The organism is Limosilactobacillus pulli, assembly GCF_947381555.1.
GTDB classification, from domain to species: domain Bacteria; phylum Bacillota; class Bacilli; order Lactobacillales; family Lactobacillaceae; genus Limosilactobacillus; species Limosilactobacillus pulli.
The window spans coordinates 19,027-43,755 of sequence record NZ_CANCWQ010000013.1 but is presented as its reverse complement, the minus strand read 5'-3'; the positions used below and the strand labels follow the sequence as shown (position 1 = coordinate 43,755).

At 46.1% G+C, this 24,729-nt stretch carries 22 protein-coding genes; 14 read left to right on the top strand and 8 right to left on the bottom strand.

From position 1 onward, the window contains the following. Positions 1-441: 441 nt before the first annotated feature. Both QOS03_RS05510 and QOS03_RS05505 read right to left on the bottom strand, forming a co-directional pair. Positions 442-879 (bottom strand): hypothetical protein, encoded by a 438-nt coding sequence (locus QOS03_RS05510; RefSeq protein ID WP_283575631.1) that lies wholly within the window; start codon positions 877-879, stop codon positions 442-444. A 152-nt stretch (positions 880-1,031) separates the two neighbouring features. Further along, positions 1,032-2,438, bottom strand: coding sequence for a hemolysin family protein (locus tag QOS03_RS05505; RefSeq protein ID WP_283575630.1), 1,407 nt, complete (start codon positions 2,436-2,438; stop codon positions 1,032-1,034). A gap of 150 nt (positions 2,439-2,588) precedes the next feature. Here QOS03_RS05505 and QOS03_RS05500 point away from each other — a divergent pair, with 150 nt between their 5' ends. The 5 genes from QOS03_RS05500 to QOS03_RS05480 are packed head-to-tail and all read left to right on the top strand — an operon-like array spanning position 2,589 to position 6,655. After that, positions 2,589-3,854 carry a hypothetical protein gene (locus tag QOS03_RS05500; RefSeq protein ID WP_283575629.1) on the top strand — a complete coding sequence of 422 codons (1,266 nt, stop codon included), beginning with the start codon at positions 2,589-2,591 and terminating at the stop codon, positions 3,852-3,854. A gap of 16 nt (positions 3,855-3,870) precedes the next feature. Next, a complete protein-coding gene (locus QOS03_RS05495; protein WP_283575628.1) occupies positions 3,871-4,296 on the top strand; it encodes a CopY/TcrY family copper transport repressor in 426 nt (141 codons plus the stop codon). A 34-nt stretch (positions 4,297-4,330) separates the two neighbouring features. Further along, positions 4,331-5,512 carry an AbiH family protein gene (locus QOS03_RS05490; protein ID WP_283575627.1) on the top strand — a complete coding sequence of 394 codons (1,182 nt, stop codon included), beginning with the start codon at positions 4,331-4,333 and terminating at the stop codon, positions 5,510-5,512. A gap of 12 nt (positions 5,513-5,524) precedes the next feature. Continuing rightward, entirely contained in the window at positions 5,525-5,938 is a 414-nt protein-coding gene (locus tag QOS03_RS05485; protein ID WP_272216202.1) for a Rib/alpha-like domain-containing protein, read from the top strand. Positions 5,939-5,968: 30 nt separating this feature from the next. Beyond that, positions 5,969-6,655, top strand: coding sequence for a hypothetical protein (locus tag QOS03_RS05480; protein ID WP_272216201.1), 687 nt, complete (start codon positions 5,969-5,971; stop codon positions 6,653-6,655). Positions 6,656-6,701: 46 nt separating this feature from the next. Here QOS03_RS05480 and QOS03_RS05475 read toward each other — a convergent pair whose 3' ends face one another. The 3 genes from QOS03_RS05475 to QOS03_RS05465 form a co-directional block, all read right to left on the bottom strand. Further along, complete coding sequence (locus QOS03_RS05475) at positions 6,702-8,462, bottom strand: ABC1 kinase family protein (protein WP_283575641.1); 1,761 nt, start codon at positions 8,460-8,462, stop codon at positions 6,702-6,704. 77 nt (positions 8,463-8,539) lie between these two features. Next, entirely contained in the window at positions 8,540-9,073 is a 534-nt protein-coding gene (locus QOS03_RS05470) for a GNAT family N-acetyltransferase (protein WP_272209207.1), read from the bottom strand. Positions 9,074-9,145: 72 nt separating this feature from the next. Continuing rightward, the gene (locus QOS03_RS05465) at positions 9,146-9,535 is read right to left on the bottom strand and encodes a VOC family protein (RefSeq protein ID WP_169462372.1); all 390 of its coding nucleotides are present in this window, start codon (positions 9,533-9,535) and stop codon (positions 9,146-9,148) included. Between the two features lie 120 nt (positions 9,536-9,655). Here QOS03_RS05465 and QOS03_RS05460 point away from each other — a divergent pair, with 120 nt between their 5' ends. The 4 genes from QOS03_RS05460 (at position 9,656) to QOS03_RS05445 (ending at position 13,890) form a co-directional block, all read left to right on the top strand. Further along, positions 9,656-10,033, top strand: a complete 378-nt coding sequence (locus QOS03_RS05460) for a fluoride efflux transporter FluC (RefSeq protein WP_283575626.1) — start codon at positions 9,656-9,658, stop codon at positions 10,031-10,033. Continuing rightward, positions 10,026-10,373 carry a fluoride efflux transporter CrcB gene (gene crcB / locus QOS03_RS05455; RefSeq protein ID WP_283575625.1) on the top strand — a complete coding sequence of 116 codons (348 nt, stop codon included), beginning with the start codon at positions 10,026-10,028 and terminating at the stop codon, positions 10,371-10,373. Before QOS03_RS05460 ends, crcB begins: the two co-directional genes overlap by 8 nt. 167 nt (positions 10,374-10,540) lie before the next feature. Next, on the top strand, positions 10,541-12,040 hold the full coding sequence (gene yjeM, locus QOS03_RS05450; protein WP_283575624.1) for a glutamate/gamma-aminobutyrate family transporter YjeM: 1,500 nt from the start codon (positions 10,541-10,543) through the stop codon (positions 12,038-12,040). A 107-nt stretch (positions 12,041-12,147) separates the two neighbouring features. Further along, positions 12,148-13,890, top strand: coding sequence for a glycerophosphodiester phosphodiesterase (locus QOS03_RS05445; protein ID WP_283575623.1), 1,743 nt, complete (start codon positions 12,148-12,150; stop codon positions 13,888-13,890). 96 nt (positions 13,891-13,986) lie between these two features. Here QOS03_RS05445 and QOS03_RS05440 read toward each other — a convergent pair whose 3' ends face one another. The 3 genes from QOS03_RS05440 to QOS03_RS05430 all read right to left on the bottom strand — a co-directional run bounded on the left by QOS03_RS05440 (position 13,987) and on the right by QOS03_RS05430 (position 17,210). Beyond that, the gene (locus QOS03_RS05440; RefSeq protein ID WP_283575622.1) at positions 13,987-15,183 is read right to left on the bottom strand and encodes an MFS transporter; all 1,197 of its coding nucleotides are present in this window, start codon (positions 15,181-15,183) and stop codon (positions 13,987-13,989) included. A gap of 71 nt (positions 15,184-15,254) precedes the next feature. Then, positions 15,255-15,965, bottom strand: a complete 711-nt coding sequence (locus QOS03_RS05435; protein ID WP_283575621.1) for a TVP38/TMEM64 family protein — start codon at positions 15,963-15,965, stop codon at positions 15,255-15,257. Positions 15,966-15,986: 21 nt separating this feature from the next. Next, positions 15,987-17,210: a DUF2075 domain-containing protein gene (locus tag QOS03_RS05430; RefSeq protein WP_283575620.1), complete on the bottom strand. Its 1,224-nt coding sequence runs from the start codon at positions 17,208-17,210 to the stop codon at positions 15,987-15,989. Positions 17,211-17,372: 162 nt separating this feature from the next. Here QOS03_RS05430 and QOS03_RS05425 point away from each other — a divergent pair, with 162 nt between their 5' ends. The 5 genes from QOS03_RS05425 to QOS03_RS05405 all read left to right on the top strand — a co-directional run bounded on the left by QOS03_RS05425 (position 17,373) and on the right by QOS03_RS05405 (position 24,706). Further along, the gene (locus QOS03_RS05425) at positions 17,373-19,154 is read left to right on the top strand and encodes a 1-deoxy-D-xylulose-5-phosphate synthase (RefSeq protein WP_283575619.1); all 1,782 of its coding nucleotides are present in this window, start codon (positions 17,373-17,375) and stop codon (positions 19,152-19,154) included. A gap of 251 nt (positions 19,155-19,405) precedes the next feature. After that, positions 19,406-20,236 carry a glutamate 5-kinase gene (gene proB, locus QOS03_RS05420; protein WP_283575618.1) on the top strand — a complete coding sequence of 277 codons (831 nt, stop codon included), beginning with the start codon at positions 19,406-19,408 and terminating at the stop codon, positions 20,234-20,236. Beyond that, positions 20,237-21,481, top strand: a complete 1,245-nt coding sequence (locus QOS03_RS05415; protein WP_283575617.1) for a glutamate-5-semialdehyde dehydrogenase — start codon at positions 20,237-20,239, stop codon at positions 21,479-21,481. 300 nt (positions 21,482-21,781) lie between these two features. Further along, complete coding sequence (locus tag QOS03_RS05410) at positions 21,782-23,218, top strand: amino acid permease (RefSeq protein ID WP_283575616.1); 1,437 nt, start codon at positions 21,782-21,784, stop codon at positions 23,216-23,218. 96 nt (positions 23,219-23,314) lie between these two features. Then, positions 23,315-24,706 carry a C69 family dipeptidase gene (locus QOS03_RS05405; protein WP_283575615.1) on the top strand — a complete coding sequence of 464 codons (1,392 nt, stop codon included), beginning with the start codon at positions 23,315-23,317 and terminating at the stop codon, positions 24,704-24,706. Positions 24,707-24,729 lie beyond the last annotated feature (23 nt).

Sequence of the window (24,729 nt, the reverse complement as noted above, 5' to 3'; positions counted from 1 at the left end):
AATATCCCATGAATAAAGCATGTACCTAAGTACGATTTATAATTTAAAGTAAGAACGTAAAGAAAAAAGACGGTTTTCCGTAAAAAACACGTAACGGCTAAATTTACAAAAACGATACAAAAAGATCAAAAATCTGATAATCAGAGCTGATACCAATGATTTATTATGGTAAAAGTTAACGATAAAAGTTGTTTTTGTTATAATTGTTCGACTATTATTGAAAAATGTTTAAGTAAATAGTTTTAATCAATCCTAAAAAGCTTAAAATATCCTAAAATTTACAAACAAATTATCTTAATAAAATTAACCTTGGCGATAAAACTCGTTAGATTAAGATTTAGGACCGAAAAAGCGGATTTGGTAACGACCATCATTTACAAAAATAAAAACCGCTTACCTAAAATGTTTCAGGTAAGCGGTAAATTCAATATTTTGCTGGTTTTACTGAACGTTTAAGATCAGCAGATTGTTGGTAATTTTTTGTTTTGGATGAATAAAGTGTTGCCAAAAGCGGTGCCGCCATTTTGGCTGCCACGGTTCAACGACCAGGGTGAATTTTTCTTCTTGGATCAGCTGACTGATGGCTAGATACTGATTGCCAACTGCTAATTGATGCGTGATTTTTTGTACCCCAGCATCGTCAAGCAGCTGCTCAATGATGGTTAGCTGATGAGCAGCCATGTTAAGCAAGCAATCTGGATCTAAATTGGGTAGCCCAGCAGCCAGCCAGCGACAGTCGCGGGGCTCAAAAATGTATAAAAGCTTGAAGATGGCATTGGGCCGATCTAAAACCAGGCGCTTTAGTTCGGCAACACATGCTGGATCAATTTCACGATTAAACGAGCGTGCAGTAATGGGAATTAAAATTTGATCGTACATAGGATAACCCCCTTGATCAGGGGAAACGATCATGAATGAACGTCTAGTGCGACAAAATCATTGGAGCACCCTAATTTTAGCATTAAAAAAAGACTTTGACCCGCTTTCACAGGTAAAGTCTTTGTAAATTTCAGACAGCTGGATTATTTGGATCAGTCTTGCGTACCATTATCGTGATCATCCTTACGATCGCGCTTTGAACGGTATTTATGATCTGAGTCGCTGTCACTATCAACGACAGGTTTTTTCTTTGGCTTAATGTGAACGACCTTAAACTGACTGACGTAGGCGTTTTTAAGATCAAGTGGCGTAAAGCTGAAATCTTCGACTCTAACGGGTTGTCCCACCTTTAAGTCGTATTGTCGCTCCAGGAAAAAGCCGGTTAGCGTTGAAACGTCGGTTTGATCAAATTGTGGAATCCGCACGTCAAAGTAGCGCTCAAAGTCGTCTAATGGCATCTTACCGGATACCAGATAGGTTGAGTTGCCTTTGGAGTCAGGCTCTTTTTTTTCGATCATATCGGAAGAAACGTGATCAATTTCTTCGCCAACCGTACCGAACAGCTCTTCATAAATGTCCTTATCGGTAATAATCCCGGCCGTACCACCGTATTCGTCTTGAACGACCACGATTGGCACCTGCTTTTTCATCATGATCTGCAAGACATCGGTCAATTCTTCGCTTTGGTAGACGATCGGAATCTTACGCATGATTGAGCGGATCGCCTGTTTAGGATTGATCTGGTTTTGCCGCATGATGTCATAGCTAAAGATATAGCCTAAGATATGGTCTTTATCGTTATTGGCAACGACTGGGAACCGCGTGTATTTCTTTTGGAAATAAAGCTGAGCCGCATCGGCAACGGTTGCGGTGATGTCAATGACGCTCAGTTGCGTACGGTCAACCATAACGTCATCAGCCACCTTGTCGTTCATCCGAAAGGCGCGTTCCATAAATACGACGTCCTCTTTGTCCATTTCACCGGCACGCTCAGACTCTTGCGACAGGGTGACGATTTCATTTTGCGTGTAGATGTCTTCATCTGGATTGACTGAAAAGCCAAGCAGCTTGGTAATGATCTTGGCCGTCCAGTCAAACAGCCAGATCAGTGGGTAGAAGATCACGTGGAAGAACGTCATTGGGTGAGCAATGGCCAACAGAATCTTAACTGGCTGGTCAATTGCCATGTTTTTAGGCACCAAGTCGGTAAAGACGGCATGCAGAAAAGTAAACAGCAAAATCCCAATGATCGAGCTGAAATCGTTGGCTACGGCTTTAGGGAAGATGTTGGCCTTTTCCAAGAGCTCAGTGATGTAGGCTTCACCAATCCAACCTAAAATCAGAGACGTCATCGTGACCCCGACTTGAGCCGTGGATAGGTATTCCGTCAGGTGATCGATCATTTTTTCAGCGCGGCGAACGCTTGAGGTCTGTTTGAGCTCTTTTAGCTCGGTTGGTCGAACCTTGATCAGCGAGTATTCCAACAGTGTAAACAAGGCTGCTAAAAGCAGAATAAATATAATTGTAAAAAGTGTTATGGGACTGGTACTAACTTCCATATTTTGCAATTTTCCTTTCAAAATTAGCTTTGAGTTCATTATAGCAAATAAAAAGGTCAGCATTCAGCAAAATCGCTTTTTGTTGAACGAGAAATGGTCCATAATAGAATAAAATCATTTATTAATATAAATAAGGAAGATGGTGAAAAAATGACGGCTAGATTGATTGATGATGCGCACTGGCAGATTTTAGTTTCGGCAGCGCATCAAACCAAACAGAGCGCGCGCTATCAAAATGCCAGCCAAAAAGCGCCATTCGATGCCGCCTATGCACAGCTGGAAAACCTGGAACAAAATCGAGACGTTACGCTCGAACAGTTCTTAAAGGTTCAAGAAAGCCTGGCCCATGCGGTAACTCAGCTTAACGGGCAAGAGACGACTACTTTTGTGCTGAAGCAGGCAATCAGTGATGCGGAACTACTGATGGAAACAGCCCGTTACGTCAATGCCAGCCCGGCCGCAAAAGAGAATCTGGATACGGCTTTGCAGAATGCCCAAGCTATCTTGGCAACGGATGGCTTCGTGTTGCAGACAAAAGTGGACCAAACCGTTGAAAAACTGCAAAAATCAGCAACGGTACTGAGCGGTTTGGAAACTGATTTCAGCCAGCTGGCTCTGGTTTTTAAAAGTGCTCAGAGCGACTTAAACACGTTGCGTTATTTAAATGCAACGGCCAATCAGCGTGAAAATTTTGAGAAATACTTCAATCAGGCCAAGCAGCTGCTCAGTCAAGCTGCTGCCAATCAGGAACTGAATGCACCAGTGGCGGGCCTGTCAAAATTGGCGCCTGATTTTCAGTCGGTCCCACAAGAAACAATTGATCTGACGGCTAGTGAGCTGATCAAGGACCGCAATGCGCTCAACGGCAAAAGTAGCAATTTAAAATCGTTGCAAAAAGCGGTCAAAAAGATGAGCAGCGTTTCACAGACCAAGCGCTATCAGGATGCCTATGACTCTAGAAAAGCCGCGTTTGATCTAGCACTCAGCGAGGCTCAGACAGCGCTAAAAGATGAGAAGACCACCCAAAAACTAGCCGATCGCCTGGTCAGTCAGCTTAATGTTACTTATGAAACACTGAATGGCGAAGAAGTTGAACAGTTCATACCTGTTGTCAATTTTGAAAATGCAGATCAGGCAGTTGCGGATTCACCAGCTGACTCAGTAACATCTGAAAATACAGCTGCTGTGGCTGAACACGATTCAGCTGCCACGAATCAATCTATTGAAGAATCAGTTGAAGAACCGATTAAAGAACCAGGATCTGATTTTGCAGCATCAGATTCTTCAAAAAGTTCGACAGACAGCCAAGGCGTGGTCCAGACGGCGCCACTGAACAAGCCAACTCCGCCGACCAAGGAAAGAACGGCTGTAATGGTACTTGGCAGTATGCTGGGCTTTAAGCGCGGCTCAAAATAAAGAAAGGAAGATCTTTTTGGAAAATTCGATTACGCCGGCAGAATGGCAAATAATGCGCGTGGCCTGGACGCTTGGTCACGTTACCAGCACGGAGATGATCGATATTCTGCAGTGTAAGGTAGCCTGGAAGCCAGCGACGATCAAGACTCTTTTACGGCGCCTGGTACAAAAAGGTGCTCTGAAAACAACACGGGTTGGTCGAGCATTTGTTTATGAGCCTCAGGTTGAAGAACAGCCAACGATGAATCAAGCAACTGATGAATTATTTGATAATCTTTGCGAGATGCATGTTGGCAAAACGTTGCTGCATGTAATTGAAAAAGCCACGCTCAGTCAGTCAGACATTAACCAGCTGCAAGATCTGCTCGCCAAAAAAGCTGCCACCGCACCAGCTGAGGTTCCGTGCAACTGTGTGCCGGGGATGCGCTGTCAAGAAGACTAACCAGGAAAGCTGATTTAGAAGGGAAGTGTCGTCAGTGAATGTACCACCAGAGCTGGAGCGATCCTTGCTTGTTGATCATCATGATCATGACCAGCTGCTGGTCGTCATTGGCAATGGCTTTGACCTTTTTCATGGCTATAAGAGTCGCTATCAGGATTTTTGGCAGCAAGTCGGGACAACGCCTCTGGATGAGATCGTGCACTTTAATCGTCAGGCACGCGGTCAGCAGGTGCGTTGGTCTGATGTAGAGGCGCAGATTCGCGTTGCAGCTGAAAATGCTTATCAACTCAGTGCTACGCGCAGAATGCCTGGGGCTGGTGTCATGGTCCAGCAGCGCAGCACGCGGGCAATTCGGCGCTTTGAACATGACTTCTCGCGCTATTTACGAACAGAGCGCGAGCGCGTTTTGATCAGTGATCCGACGCGTTCACAGACCGCCCGTGAGCTGCTGAGTGAGGCTGGAGCCATTCTGAATTTCAACTATACCGATACGGCTACACAGCTGTATGACGTTTGGCCAGAAAATATCTATTACTTGCATGGCTCGCTTTTGGAAGGACAAACGATTTTAGGCGTTGATAACGATGACGTCATAGCTCGTGAACCATATGAATATGCCAGCACGACTAAAGGATATCGGCGTGATATTCTTGATTTTAAGCGTTGGTACTGGATAAAGAACAACTTTGGCCCGATCCCCGAAAAAACGCTGGCCGCATTTCGTGCCTACGATGCCTACTACTATGGTTGGCGTCGCCTTTATCCTGCGTTTGGCGACCATGAGATTATCTCATTGCTTTATACCTTAGACAGCGACATGCCGGTGACCAGCCGCTATTTTACGACGCGGTTCTTTGAGCAGTGGCAAACCAGAAGACAGTGGCTGATTGATGCGATTGCCAGGCGCTGTGCCCAAAAACGAATTGATCAAAGTGTTTTGGACTATACGGCCGCGCATGCATTTCGGCCATTTAAAATCAAGCTGCCCAACGATGTCTATCCAGAAGACGTGGCTACGATTGCGATCATGGGCCATTCGTTGCGGGCCGATCATGGCATCTTCAGTGATCTATTCAAAACGGCGATTCACTTAAAACGAGTAATTCTATTTATTTTTCAAAGAGAGCCGCCGGAAGAATTAGCCTTGCAAAAGCATATGCTGACCTGGCTTTTGGGTGAGGGCAGTCGGGTTAAAATCATCACGGTTGAGTACTGAAAGGAAGATATTATGACGAAAATGGCAGGCAAATATGCGATTGAAACGCGTAAAATCGTCTATATGCCAGGTGACACGTTGAATCCGCGTGAAGGAATTGCCAATTGGCATGAGCTGCCTGAAAAGACCAGCTATGCCTGGCAGCAGGATCCGATCTTAGAAACACCAGGGTTGACTCAGGTTACGATTGTCGTTGCCTATCCTGATGACTCGCAGGCTGCCGTTAAGGTTCCGGTTGAAGTATTGCCGCGGCCCGTTAAACAAAAAGGACGCAGTAAAAACGTCTCGATTCAAGTCGATCATCAAAACAAACGGACGCCTGGTACAATCCTAACGGGGAATCAGCGCGGTACGATGATGGATGCGTTTGCTGGTATTGGTCTCTTGTTTAAAGCAGCCAAAAAGGGTCTGCACCATCGTCATTGATCACGCAGCAAAAACGACTGGAGGGATAGCGTGCAAAAAAGCAAAACCAGCCTTAGTGAACTGATCACGCTGGAACGGCCCAACTGGCAACAGACGCAAAATAAGGCCACGTCAGCCAACGCGGTTACGACGCTTAAACAGGTTCATGAAATTGTTAATGGCCCAGCCAAGCTGTTAAGTCTGGATCTGGAGTTTTATAGTGACTGCCAGCCACAGATGCCGGGAACCACGCGCCTGGGTCAAATTGCTGGTCGCGTATATGGTGAAGATGACGCCTTTAACTATTACGTCTTTAGCAGCAGGATGACGGCCAAGGATCAGTTGAGTTTGTTGAAACGATTGGATCTGCGCTATTCAGAGGCCGAAAGACTGACGGTTGCCAGTGTCTTGAAAAAGGTTCTAAAATTTATCGATCGAGTTCAGCCCGACTACCTGGTCAGCTGGGACAATCGCCTGGATTTAAGCGTGCTTAATCAAGAAGCCAATCGACTGCAACTAGCCCAGACCAGTCGTTCATGGACCAGAATTCAGCCCCTGGATCTGGAAAAAATCATCAGCAGCGACGTTTTTGACAAAAGCTCAGGAATCAGCCTGGCTAGAATGTGTGACCTCTTGCGGCTTCAGCATCCCAAACCACACCTGGCTGACCATGATGTCTTGATGATTGATAAGATCTTGCAGTTTTACGCGTTGGATCTTAACGAACTGCTGCACTAAAAAATTCCCGCTCTCATTTCGAGGCGGGAATTTTTTCATCATTATATTATAAGCGTTTCTTATGATGTTTTTTAAGGTGATGATACAGATCACCAATAAAAAGGCAGATGATCACGATGATAGCAATCGAATAGCCGGCCGTCCCCAGTTTAAAGATTGCGGGATGACCGCTGCTCCCCTCCACTAAAATTGAAGAGCCCAGAATGATGGCAGCCAAAACGATAACAATCAGCAGTCGATTCAGCATACGTTCCAGATTGCGTAAAACGCGAGCTTGATCCTTGTACTGAAAGTTGATCTTGGCCTGACCGGTGCTTAAAACTTCCAGCAGATCATTAACGCGTGATGGAATAGCCGCCGAATCCAAAGCGGTCTGGCGTGCTTGCCAGATGCTTGATTCAAGCGAGTCCCTCCAGTTGAAGTGCTTGAGCAGATATTTTTTAGCAAACGGCTTGGCAACTTCCATCAGCGACATTTCTGGATCCAAAGCAGCTACGATGCCCTCAATTGAGCTGAAGGCCTTGATCAAAAGCGTGACTTCGGGCTTGACTTGCAAGTTGTTTTGCCGACACAGCGAGATGATCTGAAACAGCATGGTAGGCAGATCGATGCCACCCAAACCGGCATTTAGATAAGGACTTAAAAAACTGCCTAATTGACTGTAGAAATTTTGTTCATCGATTTCACCAGTACGATTGCAGATGCCTAAAATAGCCTGACCAACCTGACGTGTGCTCTTGGTATTGAGCGCGATAACGACCTTGGCAATGCCATCCGTTAAAGCAGGCGAAAGATGTCCCATCATGCCAAAGTCAAGGTAGACCAAGCGATAGGGTGGCAGGGGGTGTTCTTTTTGAATCTCAATCTCATTTGACCCGAGTTGTTTTTGATAGTCAAAATCCTTGGATGTGGCTTTTAATTTAGGATCATCGGGTTTGAGTTCATAAAACAAGACGTTACCAGGGTGCGGATCGGCATGAAAGAAGTGATCCGCAAAAACCTGTTTGATGAAGTTTTCCACCAGCACATGGGCCAGGTAGTGATTACGCTCCTTGATCTTAGCAGCAAGTTTTTCATCGGTAGGATTTTTTTCGTTCATCAGCTGTTTAATGCTTTGTCCCGGCATGGCCTCATTGACCAGAATCTTTTGCGTACAGTATTTAGGATAGACTCTGGGAACCTCAATGATGTCATATTCATTGTTGAGCCGGTAGAACTCCTGACCGTTTTGCACTTCAGTAGTGGTGTCGATTTCATGTAAAAGCGACGTACTTAATTCATCCAATACTCGTTTGGGATCGATTACCGAAAAATCCATCGGCACGTGTTCAACCATCCCCAGCGCTCGTTTGAACAGTGCCAGGTCGGTCTGAATCAATTGGGTGACGGCAGGATGCTGAACCTTGACAACGACATTGGTACCATCAAACAGCGTGGCATGGTGCGTTTGACCAATGGAAGCTGAAGCAAAGGGTATTTTGTCAAAGGTTTTAAAAACTTCATCGATCCGCTTGCCGGTTTGCTCTTCAAAGGTTTGTTCAACGGTTTCATATGGATCGATGTCAACGTGATCCTGCAGCTGGCGCAACTCTTTGATGTATGCCGGCGAGACTAGATCAGGACGCGTGGACAACAACTGACCGATCTTAATAAAGGTTGGTCCCAGTTCTTCCAAGGCTTGACGAATCTCTTCAGGATGCTTTTGGCGATAGAAGTTGGTTAAAAACGAATGCTGATTTAAGACCTTGATGATCTGTTTGAGGCGAGTCGTTTGGCTGATCGCTGTCTTTTCTTCGTTCAGAAAAATCACGTCCTTAACTGATAGATAATAACCTTATTATAGCAAAACAAGTACGCGTCGATTTACCGAAGCGTACTTGTTTTCTAGTCGAGATTCAATTCATAGACATTGCGCAGATCGCGATCAGTTGGTCCAGTGTAGACCTGACCACGCTTGATGAAGCCAAAGTTTTGCACCAGGTTGTGGACGCGGTCATTTTTGTCGTGAGTGGCAATCCGGAAATTGCGGACCCCGGCATCGTAAGCCAGTGTGATCATATGACTCATGATGTAGTTGGCAAAGTGCTTCCCACGGTACTTGCCTGAGATGGCAACGCGATGAATTGTCGCAAATGGGTGCCCAGGCCGGTTCCATTTACCGTTAACGATATGCATATAATGGGCATCGCCTTGAGTCATCAAGGTTGCCGTACCCACAATTTCGTTGCCGTACATCAAAAGCCAGCAATAGCCCCCTTCAATGTCCATTTGAAAGGTCAGGCGCGTTGGGTAGCCATCTTCTCCCTGCCATTGTTCGCTCCCATCGGCCTTTAAAAGCGCGCGGGCATTTTCAACGATCTCCATTACCGTATCCAGATCATTTAGGTTTGCCTTACGCATGTAAATAGCTTCACTCACTTTTTTCACCTCTTGAAATTTAAAATAAGCTTTAAAATTTTAAGCTATTTTTTTAAATTTGCCAAGTAAAAATTATTTGTTTTGATAAACCGCGATCTCAATCAAGTTATCATCAGGATCATGCAGATAAACCGACTGCATCGGGCCTTCTGAACCAAGGCGGTCAACGGGACCGGCAACGATATCGACATAATAGCTCTTTAGATGATGGATGATGGCATCGATTGGATCGTTGGCGACCAAACATAAGTCGGCACTGCCAATCGTTGGATTTTTAGCTATCAAGGCATCACGATCAGCTTTTTGCAGCCGGATCAATTGATGACCACATCTTAATGTCACAACGCCAGGCTTGGTTTGCTGATCGATGACCGGCATATCAAAAACTTCGTGATAGAAGCGACGTGATTGCTCCAGATCACTGACGGTAATAACGACGTGATCGATTCGACGCATTTTCATGGATGAGACCTCACTTTAATTTATTTGGCTGGTTTAATTATAGAACTCATAGTCATTTTTGAACAGTTCACGAAAAATGGGCTGCGCTATAATTAAAGATATTTTTTAAGGAGGCCAACTATGACCAAAAATTTATTTAGCGTAATGTTGTTTGCCTTTATCGGTGGCTGTTTAAGATCACTTTGCAGTCAGGTATGGGGTGGCTTTTGGGGGACGATTATGGTCAATTTAATCGGCAGCTTTCTGCTGGCTTTTTTAACCTATCGGACCATCGTCAAAAGATATCTGGCCAGCTGGCTGAATCTCGGTTTATGTACAGGCCTGGTCGGTTCGTTTACCACGTTCGGGACGTTTTCTTTACAGTCCGTACAACTGCTGCAGCAGTCTTTTTTAGCCGAGGTCGGTTTTATGGCATTGAATCTATTGGGCGGCTTTTTGCTGGCAGTGCTTGGCTTTAAGCTGGCCATGAAAATAAATCGGAGGACGGGCAATGATTGAGATGATGATGATTGGTGCCGGTGCCAGTTTAGGAGCGGCAATGCGCTGGCTTTTGACAATAGCCTGGAAAAAATGGGGGCAACTGGATTGGCCAATCGCAACTTTATTCATTAATCTATCAGGGTCATTTTTGATGGGCTGGCTATCAATTCTGGTTTTATCTGGCAATATGCGCGTTTTTTTAACTACTGGGCTGCTGGGTGGCTATACAACTTTTTCAACCTTTAATACCGAGCTGCTGGTGATGCTTGATGAAGGAAAAACCGCGCAATGCTGGGAATACATCATGATCAGCACACTTGGCGGAATCATAATGGCCTGGCTGGGGATGAGCGTATAAAATACAAAAAATATTCGCTTTTAAGAGTTTGTTTTGTCAAGGATAACAAAAATAAAGACCTATTTTCGGCTTTTAATCCCTAAACTCAAATAAAAGTAGTATAATTATGCACGTAAGCTTAACAGGGTTAGGCAGCAATTATTCATTAGGTTAGGGGTTATTTTGCAATGGAGCAAGATAAAAAGAAAATTGGGCTGGTAAATCTGACCATGATGATTTTCACGTGCGTATTTGGTTTTGCCAATACGACCGTTGCTTATGATCAGATGGGCTATGCCTCGATTATTTGGTATGTTCTGGCAGCGTTGTTCTTTTTCCTGCCATCGTCTTTGATGTTTGCCGAATACGGTTCAGCATTAAAAAGTGCCAAAGGGGGCATTTATTCATGGCTGAAGGTTTCAATCGGTGAAAAGATGGCCTTTATCGGAACTTTCATCTGGCTTTGTTCATGGGTCGTCTGGATGGTTTCAACGGCTGCCAAGGTTTGGATTCCAATGTCGGCATTGTTCTTTGGTTCGGACAAAACACAGAGCTGGGCGTTCTTTGGCCTCACCTCGACGCAATTTGTCGGAATTTTGGCAATTTTATGGATTATCTTTGTTACCTACATGGGTAGTCGCGGAATTGATAAGATTGCCAAGGTAGGGGCCGTTGGTGGAACGTTTGTCATGATTTTAAGCGGCGTCTTCATTGTGGCCAGTCTGATTATCTGGATCTGCAATCATGGCGCTATGATGCAGCCAATTCAGGGGATTCACTCGTTTGTCGCCTCGCCAAATCCACAGTTCCAATCCGGCGTTGCGGTTGTTTCGTTTATGGTCTATGCAGTCTTTGCCTATGGCGGGATGGAATCAATGGGGGGCGTAATGGATTCGGTTGACCAGCCGGAAAAAACGTTCCCGAAGGCTTTGATGATTGGTATGATCGTGATTACGGTTCTGTATGCCTTGATGATCTTTATGTGGGGGATGTCCACCAACTGGCAAAGCGTGCTGGGTAAGAAAAACGTTAATCTGGGTAACATCTCTTATGCGCTGATGAACAACGTAGGTCTGGTTTTGGGGAGCTCATTGGGCTTGTCACATGCTGCGTCAGTTCTGCTGGGTAATATTTTAACGCGGTTTACCGGCCTTTCGATGTGGCTGGCCTACATTGGCTCGTTTTTTGTGATGATCTATTCGCCAATCAAATCATTTATCATGGGTTCTGATCCGCATCTGTGGCCAGCCAAGATGACCAAGCTTAACAAACACGATATGCCGGCTTTTGCCATGTGGATGCAGGCGATCGTCATCTGTGTAATCATCTTTGCCGTCAGTTTCGGTGGTTCAGCAGCCCAACAGTTCTACTTGATCTTGACTGATATGTCCAATGTGGCCACTTCGGCACCATATCTGTTCTTGGTCGGGGCCTTTCCGTTCTTTAAGAAAATCAAGGACCTGGATCGGCCATTTGTATTCTTTAAGACGCAGCGTTCGGCCAACTGGGTTTCCGTCATTGTTTGGCTGGTGGTAGCAGTCGGGATCGTCTTTACCTGCCTGCAGCCAATCTTGGACCATGACTATCAAACGGCATTCTGGACGGTATTTGGACCAATCTTCTTTGGCCTGGTTGCCTGGATCTTTTATGCCAGTGCTCAAAAACGCGGCTTAAAAGCTGATAAATAAGACTAATCAATAATTAAGCAAGGACTCACTCGGCTGGCGAGCGAGTCCTTTTACTTTGCCCCATCCTGGGTTAAGATGGTTAGGAACTTAATTGAGGAGAATTGATAATGGAAAAAAACAAAGCCATCATGATGGAATATGGACGTCATTGGCTGGATTATGGCAGTTTTCTACTGGCAATCGTGCTGGTTGATCAGATTATCGCTGGTCCTTTATTTAAAACCATACTGACCTTGTTGATGCAGCAAGGCCAGGTGCCATTGGTGTCTAAAATGACGGCTAAAGAGTTGTTGATGAGCCATCCGATCGTTTTGATTGCTGGAATTGGCTGTCTGTATCTATGGCTTGTTTGGATTGGCATCATCTGGGGAATTGCAATTCGCGGGATCATGTTGATCAGGCAGCGTCGTTTTTCGTTATCAATGCTGTTTGATCGAATATCATTTTGGCTGCGGCCCGACTGGACGATGCTGGTGCTGCTTGATTTTTTATGGCTGATGCCACTTGGTCAGGGACTATTTTGTGCGCTGCGCTGGGGAAATCCAAATTATCCAGGGCTAATGCTGGATTTTTTGACGCGTAAGACCTGGCTGCTGATTTTGGCCGGAATGCTTTATCTGCTGATCGTGCTGGCCGGTCTGCTGACTATGCGCAGTTTAATTGCCATGGCAGCCAATCAAATTTCCTTTCAGTCAGTCTGGCGGGAAAACAAAGTCGCAAAATGCAATTTTAAGAGTATGGCAGGCCTATTTTTTAGTTTGCTGATTTTTAGTCTGCTGGGCTGGAGCATCAATCACTTTTTATTGCTGATTTTAATGGAATTAAAAAAATTTCCCGGGAAATGGGTCTGGGGAGTCGCAATTGCCTTTCGTTCCCTAATGCTTTTGGCAGGCTTTTGGCTGTTGGCAGGTGCAATCGTCAGTCTGGTGTTATGGCAACTGCCGATCAAAAAAGCGGGTGAATTAAGCACGCCCTCAAAAACTCGCTGGTGTCAAGCGGTTATTTGGATGACGATTGGAGCTTTAGTTGTTTTAACCAGTATCATGAGTCTTCCGATGACCTGGCATCGACCCTTGGTTATTTCTCATCGGGGCGTTACGCAAGCAGATGGGGTTCAAAATACATTGCCGGCTGCCCGAAAAACGCAACGTCTGCATCCGGATTATATTGAAATTGACGTTCACGAAACTGCCGATCAAAAATTTGTGGTTGTACATGATGAAAATCTGCATCAGTTGACCGGCGTCAATCGCAAGCCGCACCAGTTGATTTTAAAACAGCTACAAAATTTGGTGGCCAAAGAAAATGGGCAGCAGGCTCAGCTGGTTAGTTTGGATCAATATTTAAGCTTTGCTCAGCAGCAGCATCAAAAACTGCTGGTTGAAATTAAGACTACCCCCAATGACTCATCCGGGATGCTGCCGCATTTTTGTCAACGCTATGGCAAACGGCTGCAAGCCAATCATGCCTGGCTGCACACGATGGATCTAAACGCGGCCCAAAAGCTGCATCGCCTGAATCCACGCCTCAAGCTGATGGCGATTCAGCCTTATGTTTTGGGCTGGCCGGGGCAAAACATGGGCTGGAACGTGGAGTATTCAATGCTTAGTCCAATGCTGATTGCTTGGTTTAACTTTAATCATCAGCCAATCTGCGTCTGGACGGTTGACGATCAAAAAACGATGCAGCAGGCGGCCTTGCTGGGCGTTGACGGCATCGTGACCGATAATGTTAAGGCGTTGGATGCAGCCATCAAAGCAGTTGATGCAAATCATGGTTACGCAGTGCGACTGGCCGCCCAATTAAACGTGACCTATGATTGGCAAAATATCTTTAATGGGCGTAAATAAAATAATTTTAATAATAGAAATGGCCGAAGATCAACGTTCTAAGTAACGCAATCTTCAGCCATTTTTGTTTTGAGACTTTATTTTCAGCCCCTTTTACTAACTTAATTGATGCCGGGCAATCATACGGCTTAGGGCAAAGGTGATCATAAAGGCAACGGCCAAGAAGATAACCACGACCCAGTATGGATATTGATAGTTGATGTCCAAAAGCGCCCCTGAGATCAAGGGTCCGATGATGTTGCCGACGCTGGTCAGCGACATGTTGATGCCGTTTAAAAGACCTTGATTCTGCTGGCTCATCTTGGTTAAAAGCGTGGTGATTGCCGGTCGCAGTAAGTCGAACGCCTCAAAGACGACCAGGGTGGCGACAATGATCTGCCAATGGGAGTGATCGTAAATGACGACGACCGTTCCGATAGCGCTGAGCAAAAATGCCCAGCGGACCAGCTTGACCTCGCCTAGCCAGACTACCATGCGTTCAAAGAAAAAGACCTGCAGAATCAAAGAGATGATCCCGTTTAGCGTCAGAACGGTGGCAATCGCGCCCAGACCGAATTGGTGAACCTCATTGACATAAAGGCTGTAGATGCTTTCAAAACCGGCCAAGCCAAACGCTGCGACAAAAATCATCAGAAACGCGGTCGTCATTGCCGGACTGAGCAGTGACTTAACCTGTGTCCAAGTGCTGTCCTGCAGCTCTTTTTGAACGTCTTCGGTATGGGACTTGAATTCTTCATTTTGGTCGTTTGGCAGCAAAAACCAGGCCACCAGAGTACTGATCAGTCCGAGGATGCCGGCAACCCAAAATGGCACCTTATAGCCGAAGTTGGCTAAAATACCGCCCAGCCCCGGTCCCAGAATCAATCCACCGCTAAAGGAGGCCGACAGCCAGCCGATTACCTTAGCCCGGTCTTTCAGTGAGGTCAGATCAGCAGCCAGTGCCATTGAAGTTGGCACGACCATGGCAGCTGACAATCCGTCAAAGGCCCGTGAAAGATTGAACCAGAAAAGGTGACCAGCCATGGCAAAAACAAACTCGGCCAGGCCGAAAATCAATAGTCCCCAGACAATCAGCGGCTTACGCCCAATTTTATCAGAGATGCGCCCGACGATGGGGGAGCCGATGAATTGGACCAAGGCAAATAACGAAGACATCAATCCCATTTCAAAGGCCGAAAAATTATACTCTTTTTTGATAAATGGCATGACGGGGAAGATCAGACTCATGCCAAGACAGATTAGAAACTGACAGACCAACAAAATCCAGATGGTCCGTTTTGATTGCGAACTCATAAAAAACTCCTTAATTTAAGATAATTTGGCAAAAAGAAAGCGGGAATGGACGCTGGGTCGCATTTCCGTGTTTATTCGCTTAGCTCTTTGGTCTTCGATTGATAGCTGATATGCTGGCGATGACGATGGGCAATAATTGAAACAATTGCCAAAATTAGGATTAAACCGGCAAAGATCAGCAGCTGGCTGAGATCCTCACTTAAGATGGCATTACCGCCAAATGCATAGATAAATGAGCATGGCAGCATTCCTAGTGCGATCAAAGGCAGCATCTGCGTTAATGAGATTTTCAATCGGATACCTGAATAGTTTACTAACGCATTGGGAATCGCAGGGATCATATAACCAATGATTAGGCCCAGCCGTGGATGTGGTTGATTAAGCAGTCTTTGCAGCAGTTGATGCTTCTTGAATTTTTGCGACAGATGCATATGACCAAATAAAGAAGCAACAGCCAGATTGCCTAAGATGTTGCCGCTCCAACTGATTAAAAGGCCGATCCATGGTCCATAGCAGGCTCCCGCCAGAATGCAGACCGCCGCAATCGACATGCCAGGGATCGCATTGAACAGGGCAATCACCAGCGTCAACAGCAAAAAGTCCTTGGTGCCGTGATCGCGAATCATCTTGGTTAACATAACGCGGTGCTGATGGGTTGGGTGCATTAAGAGCTTGATTTCTGGCCAATAGTCAAAACCCACCTTAATCAAGACGATAACTGCTAAAATACCGGCCAAAATGCCTAATAAGCGGCTGTTGAGGTGCAGTTTTTTGGGGGCCATGGAGTCACCTTCTTTCTATGATTATTCCGCATTTAATTGTTGATCTAACATGACCAGCGTCTTGCGCAGCAGCGGGTCATGGGCGTATAGATAGGTTCCTTTGACGCCCCGTTTTAAGATTACGTTTAGGGCATTGAGAATCATGCGCTTTTCATAATAGATGATCTGATCAGGATCGGTCAGGTCAGCGCGTTTTTTAAAGGCTTCGGTATCGGTAAAACGATCCAGATTGACCTGCAGCTGATTGGTGTCTGGTTTTTGACTGATTACCGGTCCAATGATGATCCCGGCATAGTTGAGGTCAAATCCCTGACAAGTGTAAATCGATCCGACCTCGTCAATTGTTTCTGGCAATTCAGCCCAGGGCGTGGCAGTAAAATTATACTGATCCCATGGCATCTTAAAGCGGCCCTCGGTGATATAGTGCTTGCCGCCATCAAGCGTGGAAGGGTAGCCGGATGTGGAAAGAATGCGTGAAAGACCAACTTCTTGATTGCGCTTGGCGATGGTCTGGCGCATCAGTTCGGCATCGTCAAAAATTCGGAAGTCGTAATGCTCACGGGCGTTTTTGGGTAGTGGCTTGATTTGACCATCAGTCAGATTATTGAACCAGTCGATCAATTCATCAGAAGCCGTCATCCGAAACTGGTGCTTGAGCCGATAGCTTTGGTGTGGATAAGGGGCAACCAGCTCATTTAAGCGATCCAGCGTCCAAAAGCTCTTCATGCGCAGCACTTGATAGGGATCAAAAACCAAAATTACGACTTTGGCGCGTTTGATGATCTCCACCAGCTGATTTTCATGATAAAAATTGTTATAGTGATCCGGCTTGCTCAACAATAGATGGGCCTCATCGATTACAACGATATCGGAAGTTTCATTGCGCTTATCCAGCTGATTGATAAACGTGGTCGGCCGCTGATAGTCTTTTTTTAACAAGGTCTTGATCGGTCCAGCAATCTGTTTGTAGACCTTTAAGACCTCGGGATGATTGACTAAAAAATAATTATGCGTGCCATAAAAAGGACTGTCGGCTTGAATTCGCGCTGCTTTTTGAATTCTAGCAAACAGCTGTGACAAGACGACGCTTTTTCCGGTGCCGGCATCACCCAGAATCGTATAGACGGCGGGATGATCCTGTTCGAGATGTTTCCTGGCAAAATCGATGACATCATCAACCAGTTCAGCCTGCTCATCAGTCAATTCTTTAAAAGGTGATAGTTTTTCAATGGCTTGATTTGACAAATTCCTTTCCCCCAATTTAGGAATAATCCTATATTTATTTAATGTTACGGATCTTTTGCTCAACCGTCAAATTAAAGGTTTTATCAACCGTTTTCTTTATTCGTTAAAGTGGTGTAGAATATACAGCTAGGAAGATTGTTTACAATTTGAGAGGTGGAAGAAATGAATCAACATCCGGATTTCCTGCTGAATGAGGTCGATGAGCCCCAAGACATCAAACCGATGAACCTGGATCAGCTCAAGGAACTGGCTAAAGAAATGCGGCAGCTGGTACTTGAACGCGACAGTGCAGTCGGTGGGCATGTCGGTCCCAATCTTGGCGTCATGGAGCTGACGATTGCATTTCATTATGTATTCGACTCCCCACACGATAAAGTGATCTGGGACGTGTCGCACCAATGCTATGCACATAAGATGCTCACGGGTCGCAAGCTGGGATTTTTGGATCCAGATCATTATGAAGACGTCAGCGGCTACACTGATCCGAGCGAAAGTCCACATGATTTCTTTAAAGTTGGTCATACTTCCACGTCAATTGCACTGGCAGTTGGAATGGCCCAGGCCCGCGATCTCGTAAATCCCAATAGTCACGAAAACGTCATGGCTGTAATTGGCGATGGTTCACTGTCTGGCGGGCTGGCGTTTGAAGGTTTGAACAATGCAGCCAAGCTCAAGAGTAATCTGATCATTTTGGTTAATGACAATCAAATGTCGATTGACGAGGATCAAGGTGGTCTGTACCAGGGCCTCAAAGAGCTGCGTGATACCCAGGGCCAGTCAGCAAACAACATCTTTAAGTTCATGGGATTAGACTATCGCTACGTGGCTGATGGTAACGATCTTCAGGCGATGATTGATGTCTTTAAAGAGGTTAAAAATATCGATCACCCAATCGTCTTGCACGTTAATACGCAAAAAGGCAAGGGCTATCAGCCAGCCATTGATAACCAAAAAGAATACCACTGGCGCGCACCATTCGATCTTGAAACGGGAAAAAGCAAGCACCAGTCGCCAAAAGAAAGCTATAGTGCGGCGGTGATTGATGAGCTCAATGCTCAAGTTGAGTCCGGTAAGCCGGTTGTTGCCATTAATGCTGCTATTCCAGGTATGTTTGATCTGGAACGTTTTAAGGCTACGCATGCTGATCGCTATTTTGACGTGGGCATTGCCGAACCAGATTCCGTAACGACTGCTGTTGCCATGGCAGCTGGCGGGGCGCGGCCAGTGCTGTTTGAAAGCAGTACGTTCTTGCAGCGGGCCTATGATCAATTAGTACATGACGTAGCCTTAAACGACTACCCAATCGTCATGATCGTTCGTGGTGGCACGATCTCATCAGGTTCGGCTACGCATCAGGGTACGTTTGATATTTCCTACATTAGCAGTCTGCCAAATATCGAATACCTGGCGCCAACCAATGTTGAGGAAATGATCTCAATGCTGCGTTGGGCACTAAAGCAAAACGATACGCCGGTTGTTATTCGTCAGCCGGAACATGAGCTTTTGCATGGCACGCCAACGCAGGATAACTATGCGGCAATCGACTACGATATTGCGCACCACGGCAGCGAGGTTGCCATCATGGCCGTGGGCGGTTTTTGGAAGCTGGGTGAAGAAGTTTGCCGTCAGCTAAAGGAAAAGCTTAATATCGATGCTACCTTGATCAACCCCAAGTCCGTTACCAGCATTGATCAGCGCGATCTGCACTATCTGCAAGAAGATCATGATATCGTCGTTACGATTGAGGATGGCAATTTGAGCGGTGGCTTTGGCGAAACGATCGATCGCTACTATGGACCAACCAACATGAAGGTCTTAAACTTTGGTGCACCCCGCGAGTTTGCCGATAACGTGCCGCTAGAGGTGCTGTACGAATGGTATCATCTAACGCCAGAACAGATCGTAGACGACATTGAGCGGGTCGTGCACTCGGCAATTTACTAAGCTGTCAGCTTGACTTTTTTTTAAAAACATTTTATAGTTCAATCAATATCATCGCGAATCAATTAAGGATCGTTCAGAGAATCGCCGGCAGCTGAAAAGGCGAGCTAGTATCCGAAGCCCTGTCGCGAATAGCTACATCGAAAATAATCTTTTAAAAGGGTAAAGCACGTCTTTAAACGAGAATGGTACCGCCGTCACTGGTGTCTCGATTAAGGGCGTGCTTTTTGTCTTATTCATAATGAGGTGAAAATATGGGAGCAAAAACGATTCGCCGGCTGGTTGTCAAGGTGGGGACCAGCAGTCTGGTAATGAAAAACGGTCGCATCAATCTGCCTTCAATTGATCGCTTGGCTTATTCACTGTCGGCACTAAACAACGCTGGCTATCAGGTGGTCTTGGTATCTTCGGGGGCCATGGGGGCAGGTTTGGCCAGCTTAAACAAAACCAAGCGGCCATCAGCCATTGCCGAGCAGCAGGCATTAGCATCACTGGGACAGGTTGAATTGATGCGCATCTATTCACAGCGCTTTTTGGACTATCAGACCCGTATTGCACAGTTATTGCTGACGCGCGACAATCTGGAGTATCCGCTCAACCGTACCAATGTGTTGAATACGATTGAGGCACTGCTGCAGCAAAAAATCGTGCCCATCATTAATGAAAATGACCCTGTCAGTGTTGACGAATTGGATCACCACACAACTTTTAGTGACAACGATGAATTGTCGGCACTGGTGGCAACACGGATTGGTGCGGATCTCTTGATTGTTTTGTCCGATATTGATGGTTTATTTGACAAGGATCCGCATAAAAATGACGATGCCCGCTTGATTGACAATGTGACTGAATTGACACCAGAAATCAGGCTGAGTGCCACGGGTTCATCGACGCGTTTTGGGACCGGCGGCATGGTTACCAAGCTTAGAGCAGCTGAGACCATTTTAGACGCGGATCGGCAAATGGTGCTTTGCAACGGTCAAGATCCACGCATCATCTTAAAGGTGGTCAATGGTGAACCAATTGGCACGCACTTTGGCCGCAACATGATCAAGCCATTATCAGCCAACAAGGAGGAATTTTAAATGAACGCGACTTTGATTAAAATGGGGCAGCGGGCCCAGGCAGCCGAACAAAAACTGATGCTCTTGGACACAGCCACCAAGAACCAGGCCCTTTTGCAGATGGCCCAAGCATTGCTGAACAACAAAGACAAGATTATTGCGGCCAATCGGATCGATATGGAAAATGCCGTCGCCATGCCAAAGAAGTTTACCGACCGGCTGTTGATCAATGAAAGCCGTATTGATGATATGGCCAATGGCTTAAAGACGGTTGCCCAGCTGCCAGATCCGATTGCTAGAATCGATAAGGGCTGGTACACGGCAGATGGTCTGCAGATCTTGCAAAAGCGCGTGCCACTGGGTGTAATTGGCATTATTTTTGAGGCGCGACCAAACGTTACGGTTGATGCAGCCGCACTGACTTTTAAGAGCGGCAATGCCGTGATTTTGCGTGGTGGCAAGGAGGCCCTGCACACCAATGCCGCTTTGGCCAACATTTTGCGGCAGTCACTGGAAGATCAAGACCTGCCTAAAGACAGCGTCCAATTAATCACTGATACCAGTCATGAGACGGCCGGTGAGCTGATGTATCTAAACGACTACTTAGACGTCTTGATTCCGCGTGGTGGTCGTGGCTTGATTCAACGCGTGGTCAAGACGGCAACGGTACCGGTGATCGAAACCGGGGCGGGCAACTGCCATATCTACGTTGACAAAGATGCGCGGCTGGAAATGGCCCAGGCAATCGTGGTTAATGCCAAGGTCCAGCGGCCATCTGTCTGCAATGCGGCCGAAAAACTATTGATTCACCAAGACGTTGCTGATGCCTATCTGCCGGTATTAGCCAAGAGTCTGCAGGCACATGGCGTTCAGCTGCGTGGCGATGAGCGGGCCTGCGCGATTGTTTCTGACATGCAGCCAGCTACCAAAGAAGACTGGGATACTGAATACAATGATCTGATTATGGCAGTCAAGGTCGTAGATTCATTTGATGACGCGGTTAAGCATATCAATGCGCACAGCACTCACCATTCCGAAGCCATCATTACCGATGACTTAGAGCGAGGGCAGGCCTTCTTAAACCAGATTAATTCGGCCTGTGTTTATGTTAATGCATCTACGCGCTTTACGGACGGTGGTCAGTTTGGCTTTGGCGCTGAGATCGGTATCAGTACGCAAAAACTGCATGCCAGAGGCCCAATGGGATTGGATCAGTTGACGACGATTAAGTATCAGATTATTGGCAATGGCCAGATTCGTCACTGATTTTTGGCAATTTTAATAAAATTAGTTGCATAAATCATTTTCTAATGCTATTCTAACAGCATACTAAGTTTTAAGGAGGCAGCTGAGATGCTAATTCGACAATTAAAGATGCACATGATTCAGCTAACCTCCACCTCAACCACAACAATCTAAAGTGGTTGAGTTCTTCAATCTGGATATCAATAAAGCAGTTAACAGCTGATCGAATCCGCTCAACCACTTACAGAAAGTCTTAAGTGGGATTGAGATGGGTAGATTCGATCGGCTTTTTGTTTGGCTGAAAATAAAGGAGTTTTTTCTATGGAACAGCAGAACAGCGGTCATCTGCGACGTTCAATGACGACGGGGCAGATGGAAATGATAGCCATCGGTGGAACGATTGGTAGTGGTCTGTTTATGGGGGCTACTTCAACCATCAAATGGGCTGGGTCATCGGTATTGTTGGCCTATGCCCTGGTTGGTCTGGTTTTGTATGCCATGATGCGGGCCTTGGGGGAAATGATCTATCTAAATCCGGGAACGGGTTCATTTGCTGATTACGGTACCAAATACATCAATCCACTATCAGGCTATTTGGTTAAGTGGAGCAACGTCTTTCAGTTTATCATCGTTGGGATCTCTGACGTGATTGCCATGTCGCAGTATCTGAACTACTGGTGGCCCAACTTACCAGACTGGATCTCGGGGATCATTTTAATTGTCATCTTGACGCTGGCCAACCTGGTTTCGGCTAAGGCATATGGCTCATTGGAATTCTGGTTTGCCATGATCAAGGTCGTAACGATTATTTTGATGATCGTCGTTGGTTTGATGGTAATCGTCTTTGGTCTGGGCAATAACTGGCATCCAGTCGGCATTTCCAATCTGTGGTCGCATGGCGGCTTTTTCCCGAACGGCTGGAAAGGCTTCTTCTTCTCTTTGGCTGTGATTGCCGGTTCATATCAAGGGATTGAGCTGTTAGGGATTGCGGCTGGTGAGACGGCCTCGCCACAAAAAGCCATTGTTAAGTCAGTCAAGTCCGTAATCTGGCGGATTTTGATTTTCTATATCGGAGCTATTTTCGTAATCGTTTCGATTTATCCTTGGAATCAATTGAGTGCAGTGGGCTCGCCATTTGTGGAAACTTTTGAAAAAGTCGGAATCACTGGGGCAGCCGGTTTGATCAACTTTGTCGTTTTGACGGCCGCCATGTCAGGGGCCAATTCGGGGATTTACAGTGCCAGCCGGATGCTGTTTAAGCTGTCGGTTGATCATGAGGTCTCTCCGTTTTTCTCCAAGCTGTCTAAGCGCGTCGTGCCAAACGTGGCGATTTTGACGATTGCTGGCTGGATTCTGGTTGGCTTTGTACTTAACACGATTCTGACCCAGATGAGCAAAACGGCTTCCAATCTGTTTGTCATCGTCTACAGTGCTTCAGTGTTGCCGGGGATGGTGCCATGGTTCGTTATTTTGATTTCTGAGCTGCACTTTAGAAAACAAAATCCCAACCTGATGGAGAATCATCCATTCAAGATGCCACTGTTCCCGCTTTACAACTACTTTGCTACGGCGGCATTGCTGCTGATCCTGGCCTTTATGTTTATCAATCCGGATACGCGCATCTCGGTTTCCGTTGGGGTGATCTTCTTGGTAATCATGTCGATCATCTACTTCGTGCGCGTTCGTAAGCATGAGGAACCAAAAGCTAGTGAAGAAACGGAATTTGAAAACGAGCATCATTTAAATCATCATAAATAATTGATAAAAAGCGTCTGGTCGAATCGGCCGGGCGCTTTTTGACAGGATTGCTATGCTATAATTTTGATTAATCATATTTTTAAGGAAGAGATTGCAATGAAACATACCTGTACGACTTTTTTGGCAGGCAAGGCAGCCACGCTTGACGGTTCAACCTTGATCTGCCGGCAAGAAGACTATGGCAATGCGTTTGATCCGCAGCGCTTCGTGGTCGTTGATCCTAAAGACCAGCCACGCCACTACGCATCCAAAACGACTAAATTTAGGTTGGAGCTGCCCGATAATCCGCTTAAGTATACATCGGTACCGGATGCTGACAACAGTGCGGGCGTTTTTGCCGCTGGGGGCATTAATGCGGCCAACGTTGCCATGACCGCAACCGAAACGGCAACCACCAATGCGCGCGTGCTTGGTGCCGATCCCTATAATACCGAAAGTGGAATTGGTGAAGAAGATTTTGTCGTTTTGGTATTGCCATATATCAAATCGGCACGTGAAGGCGTCAAGCGGCTGGGCCATTTGCTGGAGCAATACGGTACTTATGAATCAAACGGAATTGCGTTTAGCGATCACGATGAAGTCTGGTATTTTGAGACGATTGGCGGCCATCACTGGGCAGCTCAGAAAATTCCTGACGATGCTTATGTAATTGCGCCAAATCAGTTTAATATTGCCGATTATGATTTTGAAAGCGACTCATCGATGTATTCTGCTGATTTACCAACTTTTATCAAGCAGCATCATCTGAATCCAGAACATGGTCTGAATCTGCGCGAGATTTTTGGCAGTCGTACGGCCAGCGATGCACGTTACAATTACCCACGGGCCTGGTACGTACAAAGGCTGCTGAGTGATGAAGCAGAGCAGCAGCCAACCGATCAGGATCTGCCATTTATTTGTCATCCCAAGCATAAATTAGCCATTGAAGACGTCAAGCAGGCGATGAGCTCGCATTTCCAACAGACCGATTATGATCCATATGGTCATGGTCCGATTAATGAGCGGCAGAAATATCGTCCAATTGCCTTAAATCGAAATCTTGAGATCCATATGCTGCAGATCAGAAATCACGTGCCTGATTCAATTGCCGGCGTGCACTGGCTGGCATTTGGACCTAATACGTTTAATGCTGTCGTGCCGTTTTATGCCAATATCGATGATACGCCGGCTCCTTATAAGAATACGACTGGTGACTTTGATCTGCAGAACATGTATTGGCTGACGCATACGATTGCAGCGCTGGGTGATCAAAACTATCAGCGCTATGAAATGATGGAAGAAGCCTTTGAACAGACGGTTGTTGCTGTCTGTCGCCAACTGCAGGAGCAAATGGACGCCAAGGCAGCTGACATTGAAGATCAGTCATTACTCAGTGCTGAACTGACCAAGACCAATGAAAAAATGGCCCAGATTTCGTTAAATGAAAGTACCAAACTCTTGGGTAAGATGGTCAAGGAAGCCTTTAAAAACGAAAAACTGCAATACTAGCAATCAATCGATAGGTAAGGAAA

What these genes read in the sequence shown, in the direction of transcription:
- QOS03_RS05510 (WP_283575631.1), bottom strand. Translation starts at nt 879, where the DNA reads ATGTACGATCAAATTTTAATTCCCATTACTGCACGCTCGTTTAATCGT.
- QOS03_RS05505 (WP_283575630.1), bottom strand. Translation starts at nt 2,438, where the DNA reads ATGGAAGTTAGTACCAGTCCCATAACACTTTTTACAATTATATTTATT.
- QOS03_RS05500 (WP_283575629.1), top strand. Translation starts at nt 2,589, where the DNA reads ATGACGGCTAGATTGATTGATGATGCGCACTGGCAGATTTTAGTTTCG.
- QOS03_RS05485 (WP_272216202.1), top strand. Translation starts at nt 5,525, where the DNA reads ATGACGAAAATGGCAGGCAAATATGCGATTGAAACGCGTAAAATCGTC.
- QOS03_RS05465 (WP_169462372.1), bottom strand. Translation starts at nt 9,535, where the DNA reads ATGAAAATGCGTCGAATCGATCACGTCGTTATTACCGTCAGTGATCTG.
- QOS03_RS05460 (WP_283575626.1), top strand. Translation starts at nt 9,656, where the DNA reads ATGACCAAAAATTTATTTAGCGTAATGTTGTTTGCCTTTATCGGTGGC.
- crcB (WP_283575625.1), top strand. Translation starts at nt 10,026, where the DNA reads ATGATTGAGATGATGATGATTGGTGCCGGTGCCAGTTTAGGAGCGGCA.
- yjeM (WP_283575624.1), top strand. Translation starts at nt 10,541, where the DNA reads ATGGAGCAAGATAAAAAGAAAATTGGGCTGGTAAATCTGACCATGATG.
- QOS03_RS05445 (WP_283575623.1), top strand. Translation starts at nt 12,148, where the DNA reads ATGGAAAAAAACAAAGCCATCATGATGGAATATGGACGTCATTGGCTG.
- QOS03_RS05440 (WP_283575622.1), bottom strand. Translation starts at nt 15,183, where the DNA reads ATGAGTTCGCAATCAAAACGGACCATCTGGATTTTGTTGGTCTGTCAG.
- QOS03_RS05435 (WP_283575621.1), bottom strand. Translation starts at nt 15,965, where the DNA reads ATGGCCCCCAAAAAACTGCACCTCAACAGCCGCTTATTAGGCATTTTG.
- QOS03_RS05425 (WP_283575619.1), top strand. Translation starts at nt 17,373, where the DNA reads ATGAATCAACATCCGGATTTCCTGCTGAATGAGGTCGATGAGCCCCAA.
- proB (WP_283575618.1), top strand. Translation starts at nt 19,406, where the DNA reads ATGGGAGCAAAAACGATTCGCCGGCTGGTTGTCAAGGTGGGGACCAGC.
- QOS03_RS05415 (WP_283575617.1), top strand. Translation starts at nt 20,237, where the DNA reads ATGAACGCGACTTTGATTAAAATGGGGCAGCGGGCCCAGGCAGCCGAA.
- QOS03_RS05410 (WP_283575616.1), top strand. Translation starts at nt 21,782, where the DNA reads ATGGAACAGCAGAACAGCGGTCATCTGCGACGTTCAATGACGACGGGG.
- QOS03_RS05405 (WP_283575615.1), top strand. Translation starts at nt 23,315, where the DNA reads ATGAAACATACCTGTACGACTTTTTTGGCAGGCAAGGCAGCCACGCTT.